We start from the raw sequence: 21,042 nt of genomic DNA on the forward strand, positions 1-21,042 counted from the left end.
CATGGTGCTTTATGGGTGCTGCTGCATTTTGTCTGGTTATTCCTGTTCATGAGTAACAATGGATGGGTGTGTTATATGTGCTGATGTTTATTGGTTTGTTCGGGAGCAAAAGCCCTATTTCAATAACGCCTACGGAGAGATGATCTCGCGCTAGACCGCTATTAAATAGGGCTCCTGCCCTTTATGTTTGCCTTTTCTAAGGTAAGCGCCTTTGCCTTTTTTAGCGTTAACGACCTGTAGTTTAAAGATCGGTGAGGTGACTAAGGCGGCTAAGTGATTATCTCGAATCGTACCTCGCCCGGTATCTAAAGAGCGTACCTTTGAGCCTGACGCATAGGGGTCAGTATGCTTTTGTTTTTTCATGATATTTCCTAGTAGTTTTACGTTAATGAGCACTATTGGTGCACGCTTGATAGTACGCCTCTGTGAGATGAATAAATAGAGGGTGGTTAAGATTTTTAGACTAATTTAGTTCGGTTATTTGCTTAACCAAAGAGGCGGGGACACCAGCGACGACAACGTGTTCAGGTATATCTTTAGTTACAACGGAACCGGCAGCAATCACGGCGCCTGTACCAACGCTAACCCCCGGTAAGATGCTAACCCCCATACCGATCCATACATCATCGGCAATCGTAATTGCCTTTGCTTGAGTGATGCCATCTTTTCGTTGTGAGGCCTGTAGTGGGTGTGTGGTTGTGCTGAGAGTGACGTTAGGGCCAATCATGACGTTATCACCCAAGGTAACTGGGGCGGCATCTAATATAGTGCAGTTGTGGTTCATGTAGACGTTGCGGCCTAAGCTTATGTTGTAACCGTAATCACACTGAAAATTAGGCTCAAGGGTTGGTTTGATTGCGCGGCCTAATAGCTTGCTTAGCTTCTGTTGGCGTAAACCTTTTTGATCTGGGTGCAGTTGATTGTATTCAAAGCATAGCGCTTTAGCGCGTTTACGTTCGTTGATGAGTTCAGGGTCCAGCGCATTAAACGGTAAACCAGAGAGCATTTTTTGTTTTTCGCTTGTCACGGTATTCACTTAGGCTTTTTTAGATGGCGACTTAGGCTGAAGCGCTTTCTTGCTTGTTCTAGATACTACATAATGCCCGCTTATTTATTAGGTTACAGCGAGCATTTCTTTGCAGTTACTCAAGATCGATTGTTTGGGCCGTGAGCTTCGTTTAGAAGGATCGATGGCCGGTTGGCAAGCATTGTACTGGGATAATCAGTTGGTGTCTCAACATGATGCTAAGGCGGATCCCTCTACTAGCGCTGTTCATTGTTTTCAGCTAACCGCTGGGGAGCGGGTGCTTAATTGCGAGCTAACACTTGAATTGGTGTGGCAGCCGTTTTCATTGGGCTATTCATTGTTGGTGAATGATGGTGAAAGCGAAGAGCTGATTGGTCAGGGTCAGTTGGGCGAGAAAGATATAGAAACTCAGGTGATTGAGCATCGTCCTAAACGGCCGAATAAGTTGAGTTTATTGGGCCTTGGCTCGTTAGCATTAAAGTTATTTAAAAGCGCTAAAGTGTTAAAGGTGCTTTTTGCCGCAGGGAGTTTGGCGGCATATACCTGGTTGTTTTCGATACAGTTTGCGATCGCCCTGATACTTTGTTTAGTGTTCCACGAGTATGGGCATATTCGTGCGATGAAGCGTTTTGGTTTGAAAACAAAAGGGATCTATTTGATTCCGTTTGTAGGGGGCTTAGCCCTGTCAGATGACCGTATTAATACCCGTTGGCAGGATGTCTATATCTCAATTATGGGGCCTTTTTTCGGGCTGTTACTCTCCTGTGCTTGTCTCGTCGTTTATTGGCTGACTGATATAGAGCTTTTTGCGGGGTTGGCCGCCTTTAATGCGCTATTAAACTTATTTAATCTTTTGCCTGTTTTACCCCTTGATGGCGGGCACATTTTAAAGAGCATCGCCTTTTCTGTGAATTCAGTCATTGGCCTAGTGTGTTGTGTGCTCGGTGCTGTTACTGGTGTGGTGCTGAGCTACTATTTTAATTTGACCTTGCTGGGCTTTTTGCTGGCGATCGGAAGTCTTGAGATTGTCTTTGAGTGGCGAGGGCGTCATGTGAGTGATCTGCTGCCGCTTGATCGTTATGGTCAGCTGGTGTCGGCTCTCTGGTATTTTGGTACGGTCGGCAGCTTATGCGCAGTGATATGGGTGTTGGCGCAGGGCGATAATCAAGCCCTTGCACTACCTATGAAGATCTTGGGTAGTTAATAAACCTAACCGGTGGATGGTAATTGAGTGAATTTTACAGGATTTAATCTTAATCCATTAATTGTCGAAGGGGTTGAGAGGGCTGGCTATAGCGCGCCAACGCCGATTCAATCAGCAGCGATTCCTGTCATTATGTCAGGCTGCGACCTGTTGGCTGGAGCAAGAACGGGGACCGGTAAAACCGCTGCGTTTGCTTTGCCGTTGTTACATAAAATCATGAGTCATCATGGGGTGGCGGCCGGTGAAACGAAGAAACGGTTAACGACACTGGTGTTGGTGCCGACGCGGGAACTGGCGCAACAGGTGAATGATAGCTTTAAAACCTATGCGAAAGGCAGTGATTTCAGGTCCGCTGTGGTATACGGCGGTGTGGGTATAAAACCGCAAATCGATCAGATTAATAAGGGAATTGACCTGCTTGTTGCGACACCTGGGCGCTTACTTGACCTTAGTAAAAAGCGTGCAGTTAATCTGTCCAGTATTGACGTATTAGTGTTTGATGAAGCGGATCGGATGCTGGATATGGGGTTTAAAGATGAGATTAGGGCTGTGATGAGCAAGCTGCCTAAATCTACGCCTGAGGTTAAAACCCGACAAACCTTACTGTTCTCCGCAACCTTGAATGACAATATCTATAAATTTAGTAAACACTTATTAAGTAAGCCTGAGTTGATTGAGGTTGATCAGCGTAATAGTACGTCGCTGGATGTGGCGCAGGTTGTTTATAACTGTGATCCTGAACGTAAAGTGGCGTTGGTGTCTCACCTTATTGGCAAAGAGGGCTGGCAGCAGGTTTTGATCTTCAGTCGAACGAAGCTGGGCGCTGATCAAATTGCCGCGGCGTTATCGCTTACCGGGCTGCGAGCTGAGGCGATACATGCGGACCGCCCCCAAACCAGTCGTGAGCAAGCGTTGGAAGAGTTTAAACAGGGAGCGGTCAATGTATTGGTTGCAACCGATGTGGCTGCTCGGGGCATCGATATACAGCAGTTAGAAGCGGTGATTAATTTTGAGGTGCCTTATAAGCCCGAGGATTATGTACACCGTATTGGTCGAACGGGGCGAGCAGGGCATCAAGGTAAAGCCGTTACGTTGCTCATAGAGGAAGAAAACTACCTGCTAGAAGAGATTGAGGTGCTGCTGGATACGCGTTTGCCGCAGCAATGGTTAGAGGGGTTTGAGCCTGACCTTACCCGAGTGATAGAAGCGGGACGTAAAAACTCAAAAACGGCGCAGAAGCGTAGAGCTAAAAAAAGGGCGTTAGGTAAGCGTTAAGTGGGTTTGGCTATTACAGAAAAAGCGCCTACAAGATGACAGCTAATCGCTTGTAGACGCTTTGGTTCCAGCTAAGGAGGGCTTAGGTTTCTTAGATCGAAACGTTAAGCGCTTTTACTGTTTTGATATTAATGTATTTATCCGTTGGTAACTGATTGTCACGCTGGAAATCATTAACCGCATTCATCGTTTCACGTCCGACAACCCCATCGATCTTACCTGGGTTATAGCCTTTGGCAGCCAATGCACGCTGAATATCCATGATGGTTGTACGCGTCATGTTTGTTTCACAAAGAATCGAGCGCCATTCCATATAGCCATCTTGATCTATTTTGCTTAATGAAACGGTTTCGTACTCTGCTGGGATTTCGGTACGGCTTTCACTTGCTGCCGAAGCCAGTTTTGTCACGGTAACCGTTTCGTATTTCGCAGGGATCTCAACTTTCTGAGTCGTTGCTGGCGTTGCCACTAAAGTACGTTTGATCGTTTTATACTGGGCAGGTTGCTCAGTTAAACAGATCTTATTGCCTGTACGTGTTGCTTTAGGGTGTTCATGGTTGTGTACTTCATGCCATACAAATGCAACATCGCTGACTTTTTTAGTGACAGGCACATCTTTGTATTTAGCTGGGACTGTTTTACGCATCTCTTTTGCTTCAGAGACAAGTTCTTGTACCCGAACGGTTTCATAAACAGCAGGGATCTCAACCGTGCGAGTTGCCGCCGGTGAAGATAGAACGCGTTTAGTGACCGTTTTGAACGTGTCAGGTACTTCAACTAGACACATGATCTCGCCTGTGGCCGCATCGATTTTTTGGATTGGGCCTGTGCCTTTTTTCCAAATCGTGTGGGCAGGTACATCAACTACTTGTTCTGTCACTGTTGAGTATTGAGCAGGGATCTCTTCAATACGTGTGCTGGCTTCTTTCACCAGTACGGTTTTTTCAACCCAGCGGAACTCGGCAGGTTGAGTGGTGACCACTTCATACTCTTCTTGGATAAGAACCGGTTCATTAACTTGCTCAAATTTTGCAGGAAGGAAATGCTCATGGAAACACATGCCCGGCTGTGCTGCTGCTAGGTCAATACCATGTTCGCTTGCTGCATTAAGAAGATCTTTACTGGCGGGCGCGCTGCCTTTCTGTAGGTCGATCAACCATTGAGTGCTGGCTTCTTTAACCAGCTTTTGCTCGGTAACGGTTTCGTATTGTGCAGGCACAGCAACCATCTTATAGCTTGCCGGTTGAACAAGAACTTGCTCTGTCACCTTTTTATACGATGCCGGTGTGATGTAAACCTGTTCGCTTGCGTCTTTAACAAGCAGTGTTTCAGTATAGTTTTGGTATGTTGGTTCTACCCAAACGCGGGCATAACATTCACCGGGTTTAGCATTAGGGGGAAGTAGTTCGGAACCGTCTGGCGCTTGCTGGTTTTCAGCTTCACGTTTCGCTACGGCTTTTTCGCGTTCAACAAGTTCTTTGTTTCTCTGTTCTAATTCTGCTGCTGAGAATGGAGAAGATTGAACTTGTGGGGTGGTTCCGCTACATGCAGCTAACAAAATAGCACTAGAGATGACGCTGAGCTTGATTATACCTTTACTTGTGATAACCATGGTTCCTCCTGGATAGGGTTTACAAGTGTGATGTAGGGTATTCTAGAGCGTGAAACTTAAGGGTAACTGTACAGTTGTGCTTGTGAGGCTTAAAACGGCTATAAAGCGACTAATGTCTTATACCGGAAAGCACTTCGTAGGCCTCTCTGATTTTAATGAACTGGTCAGGGTCGCCACCTTTGTCTGGGTGGTGGGTTGATATCAGTGTTTTATATTTGAGCTTAATGCTGTCCCAGTCGGCTTCTAACTCCATGCCTAATACTGCGAGCGCGTTTTCTGCTTCATCAAGGGTGTAGTAGCGCTGCCAAAAACTGTCTAATAGGGTTTCTACGCTGTCTTGGTCGCTTTTTATAAACTCGTCCCAATTAAGGTAGTAGGCGCGAATTTCATCATCACCTGCTGAGTGCATAATCGACGTATCGGTTCCGCTTTTCAGTGCGGTACGTTCGATAGATAAAGCAGAGATCGATAGATAATAACCTTCATCCCAAAAAATAGGCTGGAGTTGGTAAAGGGCGTTCATAACGAGGAAATGCTTACGAAATAAAACTAAATCGTTAGATGGATCGGTGGGGAGTTTTAGTTCGTTATCATCAAAGTCTAATAGCTGGAATAGGTCGTATTCACTGAGCGGTTGAGTGCGACGTCTAAGGATTTTAGCAATGGGCAGTACAAAGGGATTTGGTCGCATATGTTCACTATCAGTTTAAGCGTGCCACTAAGCATAGATTCAATTTTCAAGGCTCGCCAGTTTTGTTTTTGCCGCAGGGTGCTGGGGGATCTATAACAATCATGTTAATTAACCGGATAGGGGGTTAATCTTCATCGACCTCAAGAGTAAAATTGCGGGCTTAGAGTAATGTGGGTAGTAATATGAATTTGGCTGAAAGCGTTCAGGCATTATATGCCGAGTATGGTGCTCTGAAAGGGGTCACTATTGAGATTTACAAACAGCTGATTGCTGTTTCGGTGAAGAATGATGCCGCGTCAGCCACTGTTTTTCTTCAGGGCGCGCAGGTTGCAGAGTACAAGCGTGTGGGGGAGCCTTCTTTACTGTGGTTAAGCGAGCAGTGTGATTACCAGCGAGGAAAGGCGCTGCGTGGCGGTATTCCTGTTTGTTGGCCGTGGTTTGGTGATATTGATAAAAACCCAGATTCGGTTAAGTGCCAAGTATCAGCAGATAACCCGCCAGCCCATGGATTTGTCCGTGAGCAGATGTGGCGGTTAGCTAATGTTGAGTTAATTGATAGTGAAACAACTCAAATTACACTTGAGCTTGATGTAACGCCCTCTGAACTGTGGCCGTTTTCTGCAGCACTTAGGTTGGTGGTTACTGTGGGATCATCGCTGTCGCTTCAGTTTGAGGTGCATAATGTGGGGGATCAGCCTTTCTCATTTACTTCTGCGCTACACAGTTATTTTAATGTTGCGGAGGTTGAAGCGGTTGAGGTTTTAGGGCTCGAGGGTGTGGAATATATAGATACGCTGGAGGGGTGGAGCCGTAGCTGTTCAAGTGATCCTTTACGTGTTGCTGCTGAAGTGGATCGAATTTATCGAAATGTCACGGGCCCAATACAGATAAATGACCCCGGTTTTGCACGGCAAATTAAAGTCACTCATAGCCATGCACCGGATCTTGTCGCGTGGAACCCTTGGGTTGATAAGTCTATACGGTTAAGTCACTTTGCTGATCAAGACTTCCATAAGATGTTGTGCTTAGAGAGTGCGCATCTGCTTGATAATTTACAGACTTTAGCACCTGATCAGTCTTATTTCATGGGGTTTAATTGTCGGATCTCGGTGACCTAAAGAGCATTTTTAAGTCGAACGTTAGTACTTGAAGCAACCAACTCGTTTGCGGTTTTTTAACCGGTGTTGATTAGGGTTGTTTCTGAGCACGGGCGTTTTTTTCCGCCTTTAATTGCTCTCTGCGTTCAAGTGCAGCATTCGCCACTTTTGCATACGAGGCATACTGTTCACTGCTAAGGTGTAAGCTTGAATTACCTGACCGACTCACGGTTCTATGATTTGTTTTAGGTGAACTGCACATCACTTAATCTCCACAATCTGTTAATGACTATGATGTGGTAAGGGACAAAAAGTTCAATATTTGTTCATCGGTGTTGTTTGTTAAGAACCGTCCGTGCTCCTAGCGCGTTATGATGATTGTGCATCGAGCTTTTCGAGTTGTTTAAACTGGCTGATGCCGCTGATTTGATCTTCTGCATGGTGATTGACATAAAGTACGGTGGTATCGCCACTGGTACATATTTTTTCAATCAACGCTAAAACAAGCTGGCGGTTGATATCATCTAAGCCTAAACATGGCTCATCTAAAATTAACAGCGTCGGGTGTTTGACCATGGCCCGGGCAATTAGCAGTAAGCGTTGATCACCAAACGAAAGCTGGTTGTAAGGCTCATTAGCCCGGTCTTTCATGCCGAGTAGCGCTAACCACTGGTCTGCAACCGCTTTCTGCTTGTCTGTGCTTTTTGTGTAGACTCCAATGCTGTCATGGAAGCCGGATAAGATCACGTTACGCAGGCTGATACTGACCCGGTATTCCCACTGTAAAGCGGTGGATACATAGCCAATATATTGTTTGATCTGCCAAATCGTTTCACCGTTTCCTCGCTGCATACCAAACACAAAAATATTGTTGGTATAGCACTGGGGGTGATCACCGGTAATTAGGTTAAGTAAACAGGTTTTGCCGCTGCCATTTGGCCCGCTCAATTGCCAATGCTGACCCGGTTCAATCGTCCAATCGAGACCGTCGATAATGGTGGCATCGCCGTAAGCGACTTTAATGTTTGTTAGGCGCACAAGTGGATCGTTGGGGTTGAGCGCAGGCGGGCGGTCAGAAAGATCTGTCGCAGGCACCGAGAGTTCTGTTGTTTTTAGATGAAGCAGTTGATAGAGGTCGTCATAGGCCTGTTTGTTATTGATATCAACGCTGTGTTGAAGCTTGCCTTGGTCGGTGTAGGCGATATGGGTAATAAAGTCGGGAATCTCGTCAAAGCGATTGAGCACGAGCACCATTGCCATGGCGTCTATTTTGCTTTTTAGTAAGTCTTGCAGGAGTTGCATGGACGCCGCATCGAGCCCGTCAAAAGGTTCATCAAGAATAATAAGGTCAGGATTATTGGCTAATGCCCGAATCAGCATGATCTTGCGCGTCTCGCCTGTTGATAGCTTTCTAAAGCTGCGATCAAGCATAGGTTCAAGTTTGAACATAGCCACAAGTTGATCAAGTAAGGCGCTATCAAATTCAGGGTAGATCGCTTTGCCTTCTTCAAGAATCTCTCTGACGGGCGTACCTTCAGAGATCACATCCATGATGTCAGCATCGTCTTTTTTTAACTCACGCTCAATCAGCTCGGCTTGGGCTTCGAAGGAGATAATTTCGATATGTTTAGGAAGACCTGAAATGGAGCCGCTGATACGCTCGCCAGCGCCGGCCAAAATAGCGGATAGGGCAGATTTACCAGAACCATTAGCGCCTGTGATAACCCAGTGTTGGTTTGGCTCAAGTGTCCAGTTGATATTGTTTAAGGTGAAGGACTCACCAAAGACTGCCGTATAGTTTTCTATTTTGATGCTATTCATTTCAGTATGTGACGGGAGTATTTGGGTCAATACTCTACCGCTCCCTTGTCAAAAAAATGCGGAATAACTTACTTTTTTGCGAAAAAAAAGCCAAGACCAAAGGCCCTGACTTTTATTTTTTCTATAAAGAAAAATGCATAATTATCAAATAATTATACGATCTTCTTCATGTCAGCCATATGGCCACGTAGAACCGCACCAATCGCTTCTACTGGGTGGCTGCGTAGGGCAGCATTTACTTCAATCAGGCGAGCGTTATCTACACCGGTGTCTGTTGTATCTAGACCTTTACCGATAACGTCAGTTTTAATGCCTTTCATGAAATCAGCCAATAGCGGTAGGCATGCGTGGTTGTATAGGTAGCAACCGTATTCTGCTGTATCAGAGATTGTTGCGTTCATCTCATAAAGCTTCTTACGTGCAATCGTGTTAGCGATAAGCGGTGTTTCGTGTAGTGATTCGTAGTAAGCAGATTCAGCAATGATACCAGCCGCTGTCATTGTTTCGAATGCAAGCTCAACGCCGGCTTTAACCATAGCAACCATCAAGATGCCGTTATCGAAGAATTCCTGTTCAGAAATTTCAACATCGCCTGCTGGTGTCTTCTCGAAAGCAGTCTCGGCAGTCTCTGCACGCCAGCCTAGAAGGTTTTTATCATCGTTAGCCCAGTCTTCCATCATAACGCGTGAGAACGTACCGTCGATGATGTCATCTTGGTGCTTGTTGTAAAGAGGGCGCATGATCTCTTTCAGCTCTTCAGCAAGATCAAATGCTTTGATTTTAGCTGGGTTAGAAAGACGGTCTAGCATGTTAGTAACGCCGCCGTATTTAAGCGCTTCAGTGATTGTTTCCCAACCATACTGAATAAGCTTAGATGCGTAACCAGGATCAATACCTTCTTCAACCATTTTGTCGAAGCAAAGTAGGGAACCTGTCTGAAGCATACCGCAAAGAATCGTCTGTTCACCCATAAGGTCAGACTTAACTTCAGCGATGAAAGAAGACATTAGAACGCCTGCTTTGTGGCCGCCCGTACCTACAGCGTATGCTTTTGCAAGTGCAAGACCTTCGCCTTTAGGATCGTTGTCTTCGTGAACAGCGATAAGCGTTGGAACACCAAAGCCACGCACGTATTCAGCGCGAACTTCAGAACCTGGGCACTTAGGTGCAACCATGATTACTGTTAGGTCTTCGCGGATTTTCATGCCTTCTTCCACGATATTGAAACCGTGAGAGTAAGATAGGCAAGCGCCTTTTTTCATAAGTGGCATGATTTCGTTAACAACAGGCGTGTGCTGCTTATCAGGTGTAAGGTTCAACACAACATCAGCTGTTGGGATAAGTTCTTGGTAAGTACCAACAACGAAACCGTTTTCAGTTGCATTTTTCCAAGACTGACGTTTTTCAGCAATTGCGGCTGCACGAAGCGTGTAAGAAACATCTAGGCCGCTGTCACGTAAGTTAAGACCTTGGTTAAGACCCTGTGCACCACAGCCGATCACTACTATTTTTTTGCCTTTAAGCGCTTCAACACCATCGCTGAACTCGTCCATAGACATAAAACGACATTTAGCTAGCTGTGCAAGCTGCTCACGTAAAGGTAGTGTATTGAAATAGTTGTTAGACATTTCCAAGTTCCGTATTAATTACGTCAGGCTTAACCTGACAAGTGGTTTATTATGGCGCTACTCTAATAGAATTAAAGTGTCGCGTAAAATGATATATATGGGTTGCTCTGTTGCATTTATTGCAATGCAAAACTGCATCAAAACAGATTGGGCTAAATAATAGCGATATTTTGAACAGGTGCCAGTAGAACCCGTCGATATTGGCTGGAATATATAAAAAATACCGATTTTGTTGGGTTCTGATCAGATAGTAATCAATCATATCCCTCTATTTTATTTATTTTGCATTTGCGTGAAATAGGGCTTGCTAAAGTCTAATCTGGTCTATATTATTCGCCCCACATTGATGCGGGGTGGAGCAGCTTGGTAGCTCGTCGGGCTCATAACCCGAAGGTCGTTGGTTCAAATCCAGCCCCCGCTACCAATACTATCTATGTGGGCGAAAGCCCCATTGATAGCCTTATTATCATTCGATGCGCTCAAGCATAGCTTGTCCAAGATTTTCATATCTTTAGTCTCCAAAGACATATTCAAGATTCCAGCTAAATCTCCGTATAGATTAATACGCAGGCCTTTATCGCCTTCTTCTGGCGTTAGCACCACTTTCTCGATAAGCCCCCTTAAATGCTGTGATGCTTCTGCGCGCGCACCATCCGCATTCAACGATGCCTTTAAGTCTTTAATGGCTTGGTGGTAACGTGAGGCCATGGCCGGATGGATCAGAGGCTTGAGTGCAGGTTGCACCGTCAGAGCTTGTTCCGCTTTCTCAATGCGCTCTGAAACGCTCTCCAGATCGTCTTTGATCATACTGGCGGGAATGCCATCTTTGATGGTCTGTATCAGGCACTCACGTTCTTTAAGAAGGCTGTCACGCTGAGATTCCAGTGATTTGCGCTGTGCATTGGCCTGCGCATGCAAGGTGCTCAAATGGTTGGTGTATTCTTTACAGAACACATTGACCAGCTCTTCACGCATGAGGTGGCCTTGTAACCCATCCAAAACATAGCTCTCAAGCGTTTCTCGTTTGATGGTGCGGCGATTGTTGCAGACGCTATCCCCTTTGTTCTTGGCAGCAGAACAGCCATATTGGGTAGAGTTGATCTTGGAATACCCGCCACCGCAAACGCCACATTTTGTCAGTCCTGATAGCAGATATTGGGGGCGGTTCGTTTGCCAAAGCGCGGAAGATTTACGATCCAGTGTTTTCTGGCGCGCTTTAACCGCTTCCCATAGCTCAGAATCAACGATGCGTTGCTCTGGCACATCCTGGATAATCCATTCAGACGGATCATTCAGGCGCGTTACACGCTTTCCTGTGGCAGGGTCTTTGATAAAACGCTGCCTGTTCCAGATCAGGCGACCGATATACAGTTCGTTATTCAGAATGCCCGTACCGCGCTTGCGGTTGCCGTTAATAGTGGATTGCCCCCAGCTTTTGCCAGATGGGCAAGGTATGCCTTCCTCGTTGAGCTGAGCGGCGATAGCTTTGGGCGATTTGTTCTCAAGCCCATATTCTCGGAAGATGCGGCGGATGATATCGGCCTGCACTTCATCAATCTCACGATCCCCTTTGATGGCTTCACCATTGACGTCGAACTGTTTTACCACCTGATAGCCATAGGCAAGACCGCCACCTGATTTGCCTTTTTCTACACGGCCACGGAGCCCTCGGCGGGTCTTATCGGCCAAGTCCTTCAGGAACATCGCGTTCATAGTGCCTTTCAGGCCTATGTGAAGCGTGGATATTTCGCCTTCTGAGAGGGTGATGATTTTAACGCCAGCAAACTCCATGCGTTTAAAAATGCCTGCGATATCCTCCTGATCGCGAGAGAGGCGATCCAAGGCTTCTGCAATGAGTATGTCAAACTCACCATTCATTGCGGCACTGAGCAGAGATTGAATGCCAGGGCGCATGAGGGATGCCCCTGAAATTCCTGCATCCGTATAACAATTGCCAAGCTTCCAGCCTTCAGCGCTTGCTTTGTCACTGCAAAGGCGAATTTGATCTTCAATAGATGCGTCACTTTGAAGGTCAGAGCTATATCGGGCATATATGCAAGCACGTTGCGTCATATTCCTATCCACCATCTTCTATATCGGGATTGCTAAGCGCGCTACGGTAAAATTCATAATCTTCTTCGGCGGCGCGTCTTGCGAGAAACTTCACGAGAGCGATTATCGCTTCATCGTCAGAACCCCGATTATGACTCGCTTTCAGCGGAGTCTTCAAACAAATCTGAGCCTCATTTGACTCATTTGACTCATTTTTATTCTGTTTTATGAGGGGGTTATTCATATATCCCCCCATAAAAAAGCAGTGAAAGCGAATTACTGCTCTCACTGCCGTATTCTTTGCGCCAGCCGCGTATATCTGAGAGATGGCACGTTCTGGGTGCGGAACATGCACATACACCCACCTGACCACAAAAAAAGAGAGTTGCATGGAACGCTCTGGCGTCCCGACAATCTCTCATACTTACAATGATACGCCTGAAATCGTTAATAAATCGTAAACAGGCGCCCTGTAAACCACATGTTTCCGCCGTTTTTTCACTTTTTGTTTTTATGGGCAATAAATTAATCATGTTTATTACCCCGCCCTTGATGATTTTTTAAGAAGGTAAAAGCAGGTAATGATCAATGTGATCCACCATTCGATATGATCAATTGAGAAGTGATTTAACACACCGGCTGAGGCGAAAAGAAATAGCGCCTGTGAAGTCAGTTTCAATAAATCTGTATTTGTTTGCTTATGCGCCTGTGTTGAGAGGCCGCGACTAAGAATTGGAGGCGACTGCCTCGCTTGCAGCATGCGTTCCCAGATGAAAATGCGATACCACGACTTTGCAGCCAAAATTAATAACAGCCATGGTGTTACCCAATGGAAAACAAAACTAACTGGCGCGTATTCATAAGGAGGGATTTTTCCATCAAGCCCAACCCACACGCTCCATACGCATACAGCCATTACGATAATTGAAATCCATGCTCTGAATATCATGTGCTCACCCTCCATCAAATATCGAAGAGAGAGGCGCAGCAATGTTGAGCCCCTGTTTGGTAAAATTAACAGGTCTGCTTATTGGGTCGTCAGCAAAGTTTGGATGAATATCGTAAATGGGCGAACCATTTTTATTTCTATATCTCTGATCCAAAAAATAAGCGGTTTTGAAACAGGCGATTGGATTGGCATGAGACAAGATAAGAATCTGGGCAACTGGGCTCATCGTCATTACTTCGTCAGGAGTAATAAGCGAACGCGATGTGAGCGCATCCTCACGGCTTAAAAAATTGGGATCACTAAAAAGGCGCGCCCGCATCTCAGCGCTGTATTCACTTAACGATTCAATCGTTGTTATGCCGCACAGCCTAGATGTGTATTCTGAAGTCATCAAATCACGGGTGCCGAAGATTTGTATAACGCCGCTATTGGCAATGAATGTTTGCCACCTCTCGCCATAAAGCGAGACGAGCTGATTTAAGTCCTGCACGATCATATGAAGCTGCATGCCATATCCAGCCATTAACCCAAAAGCGGTTTCAATAACTTCCATTCGCCCCAATGCAGCGGCTTCTTCCATAAGAAAGTACACAGGAGGGTTTGGCTTGGTCTTAAAGCGTGTTACTGAAGTGATGGCAGAACTTAGCAGCATGCGCAAAAAGCGGTTGTAGGTGAACAATCTCCCCGCAGGTAAAACGACAAAGATATCTGTTTTGCCATTTTCCAGCTCTTCAAAGGTAAAGTCTGATTCCGATAAGGTGCGCTGTATTTTCGGGCTTTCTAAGAAATGCGTATTTTGTTGCGCTGTTGATAAAATTCCAGAAAATTCTTTGGATGCCTTATTCAGAATACGTGCTGCGGCAGAGCGAACATATTCGTTGGAGCTTTGCATCATGCCGAGCTTTATTAACACGGCATTGCCTTCTTCATCCTTTTCGTATTCGCCGCTCACAAGGTTTATGAAATCGTTAGAGGACAGGCTTAACAATCTTCTCACTTGCGGAATGTCGCGTGAGCGCTTGGCGGTCGGCATTAGTACCAGAGGCGTGGCGGTAACATAGAGAATCAGTCCCATAACGAGCGCGCGAGCTTCATCCGTCCAAAACGGGTCTTTGCCGCCTCGATCAGTAACAAGACTATCTGCAATGGTCATTGCATCCTCAACAAAGTCATCATTGTCAGGATCAAGCCAATCCATAATGTTAAACCTTGATTGAGGCATGCCGAGCTTTGAGCAAGCTAAATCCCATGGATCGATAATGATGACTTTATGGCCAAGCACATCCCGCCGATATCGCGCAGCAATTAAAGACAGCTCACCATCTTTCACATCAAGCGCAACCAGCGAACCACGATGCTCCAAGCATCGCGGCATACTAGCGGTTAGAAGCTTTCCGCTACGTGTAGGCGCTAGAACATTACGAAAGAGGATTAAGCTCTTTGATAGAATTGCAAGGTAAGGCAAGGCAACCCAGCATTGACATACAGGCTTAAATGTCAGCGTAGTGGTCTCACGCTGGTTTTAGGCGACTATAAGGGCCTCCCTGCTTCAATGTGTCGCACTTGCGATCAAAATTTGCAGAAGATATAGGAGCTAGTTTTGTCAGCATATGTAATCTTTAATTATAAAATACTTGATCGCCGCAAAATTGATCAGCTCACTGAGCTTGTTAAACCTATTGACGAGAAATAGAAGCAGAAGTTATTGTCGGCAGCCCAGTAAAAACCATTGAAGGAAGTACTTTGCCAAATATGGTGATTTACAAGTTCAAGAACTTCGCGGCGGCTAGTCAATGGTTTTATTCTGAGGAACATCAAGAAGTATCGATTTTCAGAAACGCTGTAACTGAAGGTTGGGCAACAATCGTTCCGGGAATCAGTGAAACAGATGACTTGATTCAGTCTGGCTATTTTGAGTGTAAGGACACCTAAATTAATTGGCTGAAGCTCCGTTTGAAATGCCATCGACTAAGTCAGTTTAATGGTTCGTTACATGAGGATCTAAAATGAGAAATGATTGATGCGCCAATCACCCTTCTCACGAGTTAAACTTAAGTTTGGAATATCTATAAATTGCTCATTCTTCGTGGCTTTTCCGAAGTCTAACTTTATGCTCTGTAGCGATGATCCTGATGCGGGAAACCTTGCCCATAGTAATTGTTTAGCCACGGTGCGCGGTGGGATATAGCTATCAATTACGGTGTAGGTAGAGTCATTGTTTAGATCAGTTAGCTGCCAATTAGTTGGGGTCAACACGACGTGCTCATTGCCACTATCAATCGTAACCCTAACGATCAATTCGTTGTCTGAGTCAGAAGAGAAAAGGTGAGGGAAAATAGGCAGAAACATGGGTCCCGAAAATGTCACTTCTTGATAGCTAACATCCACAACTAGTTTAACGTCATCTTTATCTAAAATGGCTAATGATGCATCTGGGTAACCCGCTGTTTTGTTGGATGGGGCACCATGCCTAAATGGATTTTTCCATGGAGATGAAAGGTTATTATTTGAAAAATAATGATCCTGTGTAATTCATGAGCAGCTTGATATTAATAGACAAGTGGTAATTACGCTGAATAAAAGCAATTTGTGGGTCGTCATCGTGTGGCCTAAAGCTTAGAAATTTTCGGTATTAGTACGGAGCTCTAACTCCCAAGTCCAAGCGCTACGCTCTTGCTCTGACACGTAAAGATAAGTTTTCGCAATTTCATCAGGGTTTAACGTCATTGTTGGGTCATCATAAGGGGCCCCCCTGTCAGCAGAGTAAATAAGGCCGTCAATGATAAAGTGCGCTACATGTATGTTTTGAGGTGCGAGTTCTCTTGCTAAACTCTGACACAGCCCTCGAAGCGCAAATTTACCCATCGCAAATGGGGCTGATTGAGAGAAACCTTTAACACCTGCTGATGCACCGGTAAATAGCATCGCACCTCGTCTATTTTTAAGCATTCGTTTGGCAGCTTGCTGTGCTACCAATAAGGCCCCAAAACTATTAATCATTAACGTTTCTTTTGTAATATCTGTATCAATTTCGGTAATAGGGCCTCTGGTATATGCTCCCGCATTATAGATTACGGTATCGGGCGTAAAATTGTGGTTATCTAATTCTTCAAAAAGAGCGTGTACATCACTTTTATCACTCACATCACAGGTGAATAATGATGCGTCTGTTTCATGGGCAAGCTCTTGGAGTTTTATAGTATTGCGCGCGGCAAGAGAAACCGAGTGTCCCGCCTTTCTAAAGCATCTGGCTAACGAAGCACTTAAACCTGTTCCGGCTCCAATAATGAGTACATTTGGCATAGCTAAACTCCTGAAAATATTTATTTGGCAGTTGTTGACTTACTCAGTTTCTCATACGCATTCTCTGAATTACTTGGCATTGCTTTTCGTCGTGTTATTTGCATTCATTGAGTACTTCCTTTAACGCATTTGTTGCGTTTGCCACAGATGGGTAGCCTTAGTAGGCTCCCACTAAAATAATAATGTAGATAATCGCTCTTGAGTTGATTCCAAGGTTTTACGCACCCGGTATATGAAACGTTAATTGGTTGGTTGCACTCATTGAGATCAACCCAGCTATCAATACCAATTCTTTATGCTTAGGCGAGAGGTTTATGGATTCATGAACTTTCCCATAAAGACAACTTATAAAGTGTTCAGCCAGAGCGGAGGGCATGCCATTTATTAAGGACGTACCTTCCGCGTTTAGGGGTGCTGCTTTTAGATTTTTCAAATCTTTCTTGTACAAATCCATATCAACACTCTCCTTGGCGAGGCTCATCTCTGTACCTGCTGCCATTCCTGTTACAAGGCAACTAGCAATAAATGCAAATGCCAAACGGTTTTTTCGATCAGTGATTTTATTAACAGCCTACATAGGTAAGCAGGGGAGATAGCGCAGTTATTTGCGAACTAAAACTGTGCCGAAGTTACCGAAGAGGATGCGAGCATCTTTGTTACTTCAACGGGTTTTTCTAACCACTCTTCATATTGAGCAAAAACAGCTTTGGTATAGTCTTGCTCATAATGGAGCATCAAAGCTTGTTCATCTTCAAAGCATTCGAAAAGGTGAAGCGTCCCATTACCTTCCTTATTTTTCATGAGAGTAAAGACATGACAGCCCGGCTCATTGAGTGTTTGAGGAATAATAGATTCAAGGGCGGCTAAGCCTTCGTCGTAGTATTCAGGTTTTAAGGTGATCGTTGCCGAAACAAACAATCTGTTATCCTGTGCTTCTATGCCTGCCATCGGTAAAAATGAACGAATAAACTCAGCTTGCACTGGCGCGACTCGCGTGTTGATCTGGTCAACCCCCATATTATGGCCAACTGTCGTGCGTATTGGCCGATCGCCTTCCATGTCGACAAGTTCTGCAAGTTGGTCTGCGACATTTTGTGCGTCGGTACTTTTACCCCCTTGGGCAAATACGCCTTGGAACATGTCCACAATATTCGCTGGCGCCTTAGCGATATCACCATATGACTCTATGCAGCGTGTATCGGATGGGGCGGGAGGGCTTTGGATCAGATCAGTACCATGACCACCAGGCTCAACGATTATGGACTCCGCGCCAAAGCTGGCGAGTTCATAATGCATAGATTCTGCCATAGCTTCGAGTGCCCATTTGCTCGCGCAATACAACCCAAAGAAGGGCATCGCAAGCCGACCGGAACTTGAACTTATATGGATTAGAAGCCCTGATTTTCGTTCACGCATGTGCGGGAGAACGGCTCTACAGGTGCGAGCAACACCGACAACGTTTACATCTAAGCATGCTGAAACCTGCTCAGGTGTATAAGCCTCTGTTATGCCACAAGGCATAATGCCTGCGTTATTAATAAGCACATCAATATCTAAACGTTCTTCCAAAGCTTGTATCGCGGAATCTACGGAATCTTCGGACGTAACATCCAGTTCTACTACCTCCAGAGAATGACCATGCTCTAACGCCCAGCCAGCAAGCTCGGCCGCAATAGCAGCATTATGTCCTGCAATATCTCGCATAGATGCAATGACATGGTGGCCTCCTTTGGCAAGTGTTTTGGCTGTCAAGTAACCAATTCCTCGGCTCGCTCCGGTGATTAATATGTTCTTACTCATGTGCGTGTTCCTTTCTTAATGTTAAATATGGTTTTTTCAAAGAGTTGCAGTGGGGCTTCGCTGCGCTCCGCTTTCATGCGCACCAATGCGCCACTCCAAGCGTTCATAAGCCAATCCGCAGCTTCCATATTTGTCAGGTGGCTTAAGCCAATGTCACTGAGCTGAATAAGCGCCAAGCATTCAGCCACTTCCGATGAAAGCTCAGCCCAATGTTTTTTAAGTATTTTCTGAAACTCATTATTCGTGTCTGCTAACTCAGTTGATAGATTACACATCAAGCAACCATCCGCGTAATTGCGAGTTTTAAATTCTTCGCTTGCGCCTCGAAAGAATGCTTCAAGGCGATCAATAGGCAAGAGGTTTTCATTATTCAACACCTGGTTTGCACCGTCTATTTGCAAGCCATGATAGTACTGGGCTACCTCTAGGCCGAACGCCTCCTTACTTTTGAAATAGTGGTAAAAAGAACCTCGCGGTACGCCGCTTTTTTTAAGGACGTCATTAATGCCAATACCTGAGAAACTCTCAGAGCGTATTAGTGACATTCCTGTGTCCAGTAAGCGCGTTTTTGCGTCGTCGTAGTTTTTTATATCTCGTGTTCTAGCCATCTGTTTTGATCATCATTTGTCAGGTTAAATTGGGAAAGTATCGATAATCCTAATGTCAGATCTGTGTCATGCCACCGTCAGCAACCAGTTCAGCCCCAGCCACAAAAGAAGAGTCCGATGAAGCGAGAAATAGTGCAGCTGCTGCTATTTCGTCTGGCTGTCCAATTCGCTTAAGCGGGATCTGGGACGCTTGCAGTGCCTGAAAATCGGCGATCTCTTCCTCTGACAGACCCGTTCGACTGTACGCCGCTGTCATGACTGGGCCAGGAGTAAGAACATTTACACGTATCGAGGTGCGAGCTCCTGGGTTAAAGTTCGGGCAAGTGCTCTTACAGCAGCTTTGGCTGAGCCGTAGACACTCATGCCCGGTACAGCTCGGCAGTTAGCACTTGATGATACGATAATGGCCGCTCCACTATCGTTCATACATGGAACCGCCTTTTGAAGCGTAAAAAATACGCCTTTGAAATTAACATCACTCTGATAATTAAAATCTTCTTCTGTAACCTCCAGAAATGGCTGCATTATGGCTCCTCCCGCGTTAGCGACAACAATGTCGATGGTGCCGAAGTGGTTCCGTGTTTTCCGAAACAATGTCTCTAGGTCTTCCTGAGAACAGACATCGCCTTTTATAAACATGCTTTCCCCAGCAAGAGCTATGTCTGCGTCCTTCAGGGACTCTGCATTGCGACCAAAGATAACGACCTTAGCGCCATGATCAGAAAACATCTTTGCTACCGAAAAACCAATACCGCTATTCCCGCCTGTTACTACGGCTACCTTGCCCTCTAATTTTTTCATTTCCTTAGCCTCACGGTCATTACGTTGTGGTCGAAAAAGTCGATAAGACAGATGAGTAGTTCGACTTTTGTTATTTATTATTAGACCGATCTACTATTAATGTCAAGACAATGTGCCGTTAAATGAAACGCAACGCTAGCTTACTCAGTCAAAAAGGTAGGATTTTGAGGCGTTACGACGCTTAGATGTCTAAGCGTCGAAAACACAAATACGGGATTAAGAATTGAATTTTTCTAGAATGAACATGTGATAGCCAAACTCATGACCAAATTGAGTGCAAATCTTCACCTCATTTTGTACATCTTTGAATGCGGAGCTATCTGCCAAATCCCTTTCTAGCTCGCTTAATCGCTTCCCCAACGGCGTATAGTAGTTTAACCATGCGTTTTCGCTTTGCGGGAAGTGGTCAATGACCTGATAGCCTGCTTTTTTCATGTGATTAATTCTGGTCTGAACCAGTTGGATATCCGGATATTCTTGATCCCAAAACTCAATTGACTCACAGCTCGGAGTCGATGTTCGCCAGACCATATCGCTGAGCATTAAATACCCGTGCTTTTTAAGTACAGAACGCCATTGCGCCAATGCATTTTCTATTCCGATTACATAGGCACTTCCTTCCGCCCATAGAAGGTCAAAACTGTTTTTTGGAAAAGGTAGCTTCGTCATGCTTGCACAAACCGTGTTGAGTTGGTCAACCAGACATTGTTGCGCAAAGCGCTGCTCCAGCCTATCAAGAGCTGATTGCTCATTGTCCAAGGCTGTAATCTCTGCGTTACTACATTTTGCCAATACTTCAGTAGAAAGCCCTTTACCGCAACCTATCTCCAGAATGGATTCTGGCAATTTTGGTACAGCGAGTAATGCTTTTTTGGTATCTTCCTCACTACCTGGCCCCCATCGCTCTAGTGTTTCAAAAATCTTCATGAAATCATTCATATATAAATCATGTTCGTTCATATTCTTTGATAACCACTTCAGTTGTAGAGCTTCTTTATCGCTAAAACCCTGAGTTAATAACCATTCTAAATGAGCATCGGGTGCCCGCTTATTTAAGTCTTCGTGCCACGCTTTGGTGTCACCTTCACCGATTAAGGCCACAAGTAACTCTTTAGACTGTTGTTTTTCCTCAATCTCTTTATCAAGTGCTGTTAAACGCTCCAGCAATAGCGCT

Annotated in this window: 20 protein-coding genes, 1 tRNA gene and 1 pseudogene; 5 read left to right on the forward strand and 17 right to left on the reverse strand. The window is 45.2% G+C overall.

The features are described 5' to 3' along the window. Positions 1-150: 150 nt before the first annotated feature. Both arfA and A3773_RS13715 read right to left on the reverse strand, forming a co-directional pair. Positions 151-363 carry an alternative ribosome rescue factor ArfA gene (gene arfA, locus A3773_RS13710; protein ID WP_067986990.1) on the reverse strand — a complete coding sequence of 71 codons (213 nt, stop codon included), beginning with the start codon at positions 361-363 and terminating at the stop codon, positions 151-153. Positions 364-463: 100 nt separating this feature from the next. Then, positions 464-1,027 (reverse strand): sugar O-acetyltransferase, encoded by a 564-nt coding sequence (locus A3773_RS13715; RefSeq protein WP_197462793.1) that lies wholly within the window; start codon positions 1,025-1,027, stop codon positions 464-466. Between the two features lie 109 nt (positions 1,028-1,136). Between A3773_RS13715 and A3773_RS13720 the strand changes: the two genes are divergently transcribed. Together A3773_RS13720 and A3773_RS13725 are read left to right on the forward strand one after the other, a co-directional pair. Beyond that, the gene (locus tag A3773_RS13720; protein WP_067986994.1) at positions 1,137-2,231 is read left to right on the forward strand and encodes a site-2 protease family protein; all 1,095 of its coding nucleotides are present in this window, start codon (positions 1,137-1,139) and stop codon (positions 2,229-2,231) included. A 27-nt stretch (positions 2,232-2,258) separates the two neighbouring features. Then, complete coding sequence (locus A3773_RS13725) at positions 2,259-3,506, forward strand: DEAD/DEAH box helicase (RefSeq protein ID WP_067986996.1); 1,248 nt, start codon at positions 2,259-2,261, stop codon at positions 3,504-3,506. Between the two features lie 91 nt (positions 3,507-3,597). Here A3773_RS13725 and A3773_RS13730 read toward each other — a convergent pair whose 3' ends face one another. Beyond that, positions 3,598-5,118 carry a peptidoglycan-binding domain-containing protein gene (locus A3773_RS13730; protein WP_082800631.1) on the reverse strand — a complete coding sequence of 507 codons (1,521 nt, stop codon included), beginning with the start codon at positions 5,116-5,118 and terminating at the stop codon, positions 3,598-3,600. Positions 5,119-5,227: 109 nt separating this feature from the next. Next, positions 5,228-5,809, reverse strand: a complete 582-nt coding sequence (locus A3773_RS13735; protein ID WP_067986997.1) for a DNA-J related domain-containing protein — start codon at positions 5,807-5,809, stop codon at positions 5,228-5,230. Between the two features lie 182 nt (positions 5,810-5,991). On the opposite strand from A3773_RS13735, the gene A3773_RS13740 reads away from it, so the two are divergent. Next, positions 5,992-6,927, forward strand: a complete 936-nt coding sequence (locus tag A3773_RS13740) for a D-hexose-6-phosphate mutarotase (RefSeq protein ID WP_067986999.1) — start codon at positions 5,992-5,994, stop codon at positions 6,925-6,927. Positions 6,928-6,997: 70 nt separating this feature from the next. Here the strand turns inward: A3773_RS13740 and A3773_RS17855 are convergent, their stop codons facing one another. The 3 genes from A3773_RS17855 to ilvC all read right to left on the reverse strand — a co-directional run bounded on the left by A3773_RS17855 (position 6,998) and on the right by ilvC (position 10,355). Continuing rightward, positions 6,998-7,168, reverse strand: coding sequence for a hypothetical protein (locus tag A3773_RS17855; RefSeq protein ID WP_156473536.1), 171 nt, complete (start codon positions 7,166-7,168; stop codon positions 6,998-7,000). Positions 7,169-7,275: 107 nt separating this feature from the next. Then, positions 7,276-8,727, reverse strand: a complete 1,452-nt coding sequence (gene modF, locus A3773_RS13745) for a molybdate ABC transporter ATP-binding protein ModF (RefSeq protein ID WP_067987000.1) — start codon at positions 8,725-8,727, stop codon at positions 7,276-7,278. Between the two features lie 152 nt (positions 8,728-8,879). Then, entirely contained in the window at positions 8,880-10,355 is a 1,476-nt protein-coding gene (gene ilvC, locus A3773_RS13750) for a ketol-acid reductoisomerase (protein ID WP_067987002.1), read from the reverse strand. Between the two features lie 347 nt (positions 10,356-10,702). Here ilvC and A3773_RS13755 point away from each other — a divergent pair. Then, a tRNA-Met gene (locus A3773_RS13755) sits at positions 10,703-10,779 on the forward strand. On the opposite strand, the gene A3773_RS13760 is transcribed toward A3773_RS13755, so the two are convergent. From A3773_RS13760 to A3773_RS13775, 4 genes are all read right to left on the reverse strand, one after another. After that, the gene (locus A3773_RS13760; RefSeq protein WP_197462794.1) at positions 10,758-12,428 is read right to left on the reverse strand and encodes a recombinase family protein; all 1,671 of its coding nucleotides are present in this window, start codon (positions 12,426-12,428) and stop codon (positions 10,758-10,760) included. The two genes, A3773_RS13755 and A3773_RS13760, sit on opposite strands and share 22 nt — an antisense overlap. Before the next feature lie 4 nt (positions 12,429-12,432). Next, positions 12,433-12,798: a hypothetical protein gene (locus tag A3773_RS13765; RefSeq protein WP_067987004.1), complete on the reverse strand. Its 366-nt coding sequence runs from the start codon at positions 12,796-12,798 to the stop codon at positions 12,433-12,435. 147 nt (positions 12,799-12,945) lie between these two features. Then, on the reverse strand, positions 12,946-13,356 hold the full coding sequence (locus A3773_RS13770; RefSeq protein WP_067987006.1) for a hypothetical protein: 411 nt from the start codon (positions 13,354-13,356) through the stop codon (positions 12,946-12,948). Between the two features lie 4 nt (positions 13,357-13,360). Next, positions 13,361-14,821, reverse strand: a complete 1,461-nt coding sequence (locus A3773_RS13775) for a type IV secretory system conjugative DNA transfer family protein (protein ID WP_075109577.1) — start codon at positions 14,819-14,821, stop codon at positions 13,361-13,363. A gap of 239 nt (positions 14,822-15,060) precedes the next feature. On the opposite strand from A3773_RS13775, the gene A3773_RS19155 reads away from it, so the two are divergent. Next, the gene (locus tag A3773_RS19155) at positions 15,061-15,288 is read left to right on the forward strand and encodes a DUF1330 domain-containing protein (protein ID WP_369094801.1); all 228 of its coding nucleotides are present in this window, start codon (positions 15,061-15,063) and stop codon (positions 15,286-15,288) included. Between the two features lie 684 nt (positions 15,289-15,972). On the opposite strand, the gene A3773_RS13790 is transcribed toward A3773_RS19155, so the two are convergent. From A3773_RS13790 to A3773_RS18590, 6 genes and pseudogenes are all read right to left on the reverse strand, one after another. Continuing rightward, positions 15,973-16,659, reverse strand: a complete 687-nt coding sequence (locus A3773_RS13790; RefSeq protein ID WP_067987012.1) for an SDR family NAD(P)-dependent oxidoreductase — start codon at positions 16,657-16,659, stop codon at positions 15,973-15,975. 217 nt (positions 16,660-16,876) lie between these two features. Beyond that, on the reverse strand, positions 16,877-17,197 hold the full coding sequence (locus A3773_RS13795; RefSeq protein ID WP_156473537.1) for a carboxymuconolactone decarboxylase family protein: 321 nt from the start codon (positions 17,195-17,197) through the stop codon (positions 16,877-16,879). A gap of 74 nt (positions 17,198-17,271) precedes the next feature. Continuing rightward, positions 17,272-18,459 carry an SDR family NAD(P)-dependent oxidoreductase gene (locus tag A3773_RS13800; protein WP_075109578.1) on the reverse strand — a complete coding sequence of 396 codons (1,188 nt, stop codon included), beginning with the start codon at positions 18,457-18,459 and terminating at the stop codon, positions 17,272-17,274. Next, positions 18,456-19,067: a TetR/AcrR family transcriptional regulator gene (locus tag A3773_RS13805; protein WP_067987016.1), complete on the reverse strand. Its 612-nt coding sequence runs from the start codon at positions 19,065-19,067 to the stop codon at positions 18,456-18,458. Before A3773_RS13805 ends, A3773_RS13800 begins: the two co-directional genes overlap by 4 nt. 55 nt (positions 19,068-19,122) lie before the next feature. After that, positions 19,123-19,868 (reverse strand): annotated as a pseudogene (locus tag A3773_RS13815) (SDR family NAD(P)-dependent oxidoreductase). A 216-nt stretch (positions 19,869-20,084) separates the two neighbouring features. Next, on the reverse strand, positions 20,085-20,828 hold the full coding sequence (locus A3773_RS18590) for a class I SAM-dependent methyltransferase (protein ID WP_197462798.1): 744 nt from the start codon (positions 20,826-20,828) through the stop codon (positions 20,085-20,087). Between the last annotated feature and the right edge of the window lie 214 nt (positions 20,829-21,042).

Source organism: Neptuniibacter pectenicola (genome assembly GCF_001597735.1).
Classification (GTDB): Bacteria; Pseudomonadota; Gammaproteobacteria; order Pseudomonadales; family Balneatricaceae; genus Neptuniibacter; species Neptuniibacter pectenicola.

Excerpts from the sequence above, each read along its gene's own strand:
- A3773_RS13790 (WP_067987012.1), bottom strand. The coding sequence starts at position 16,659 with ATGCCAAATGTACTCATTATTGGAGCCGGAACAGGTTTAAGTGCTTCG.
- arfA (WP_067986990.1), bottom strand. The coding sequence starts at position 363 with ATGAAAAAACAAAAGCATACTGACCCCTATGCGTCAGGCTCAAAGGTA.
- A3773_RS13765 (WP_067987004.1), bottom strand. The coding sequence starts at position 12,798 with ATGCAACTCTCTTTTTTTGTGGTCAGGTGGGTGTATGTGCATGTTCCG.
- A3773_RS13770 (WP_067987006.1), bottom strand. The coding sequence starts at position 13,356 with ATGATATTCAGAGCATGGATTTCAATTATCGTAATGGCTGTATGCGTA.
- A3773_RS13760 (WP_197462794.1), bottom strand. The coding sequence starts at position 12,428 with ATGACGCAACGTGCTTGCATATATGCCCGATATAGCTCTGACCTTCAA.
- ilvC (WP_067987002.1), bottom strand. The coding sequence starts at position 10,355 with ATGTCTAACAACTATTTCAATACACTACCTTTACGTGAGCAGCTTGCA.
- A3773_RS13805 (WP_067987016.1), bottom strand. The coding sequence starts at position 19,067 with ATGGCTAGAACACGAGATATAAAAAACTACGACGACGCAAAAACGCGC.
- A3773_RS17855 (WP_156473536.1), bottom strand. The coding sequence starts at position 7,168 with ATGTGCAGTTCACCTAAAACAAATCATAGAACCGTGAGTCGGTCAGGT.
- A3773_RS18590 (WP_197462798.1), bottom strand. The coding sequence starts at position 20,828 with ATGAACGAACATGATTTATATATGAATGATTTCATGAAGATTTTTGAA.
- A3773_RS13730 (WP_082800631.1), bottom strand. The coding sequence starts at position 5,118 with ATGGTTATCACAAGTAAAGGTATAATCAAGCTCAGCGTCATCTCTAGT.
- modF (WP_067987000.1), bottom strand. The coding sequence starts at position 8,727 with ATGAATAGCATCAAAATAGAAAACTATACGGCAGTCTTTGGTGAGTCC.
- A3773_RS13740 (WP_067986999.1), top strand. The coding sequence starts at position 5,992 with ATGAATTTGGCTGAAAGCGTTCAGGCATTATATGCCGAGTATGGTGCT.
- A3773_RS13800 (WP_075109578.1), bottom strand. The coding sequence starts at position 18,459 with ATGAGTAAGAACATATTAATCACCGGAGCGAGCCGAGGAATTGGTTAC.
- A3773_RS13735 (WP_067986997.1), bottom strand. The coding sequence starts at position 5,809 with ATGCGACCAAATCCCTTTGTACTGCCCATTGCTAAAATCCTTAGACGT.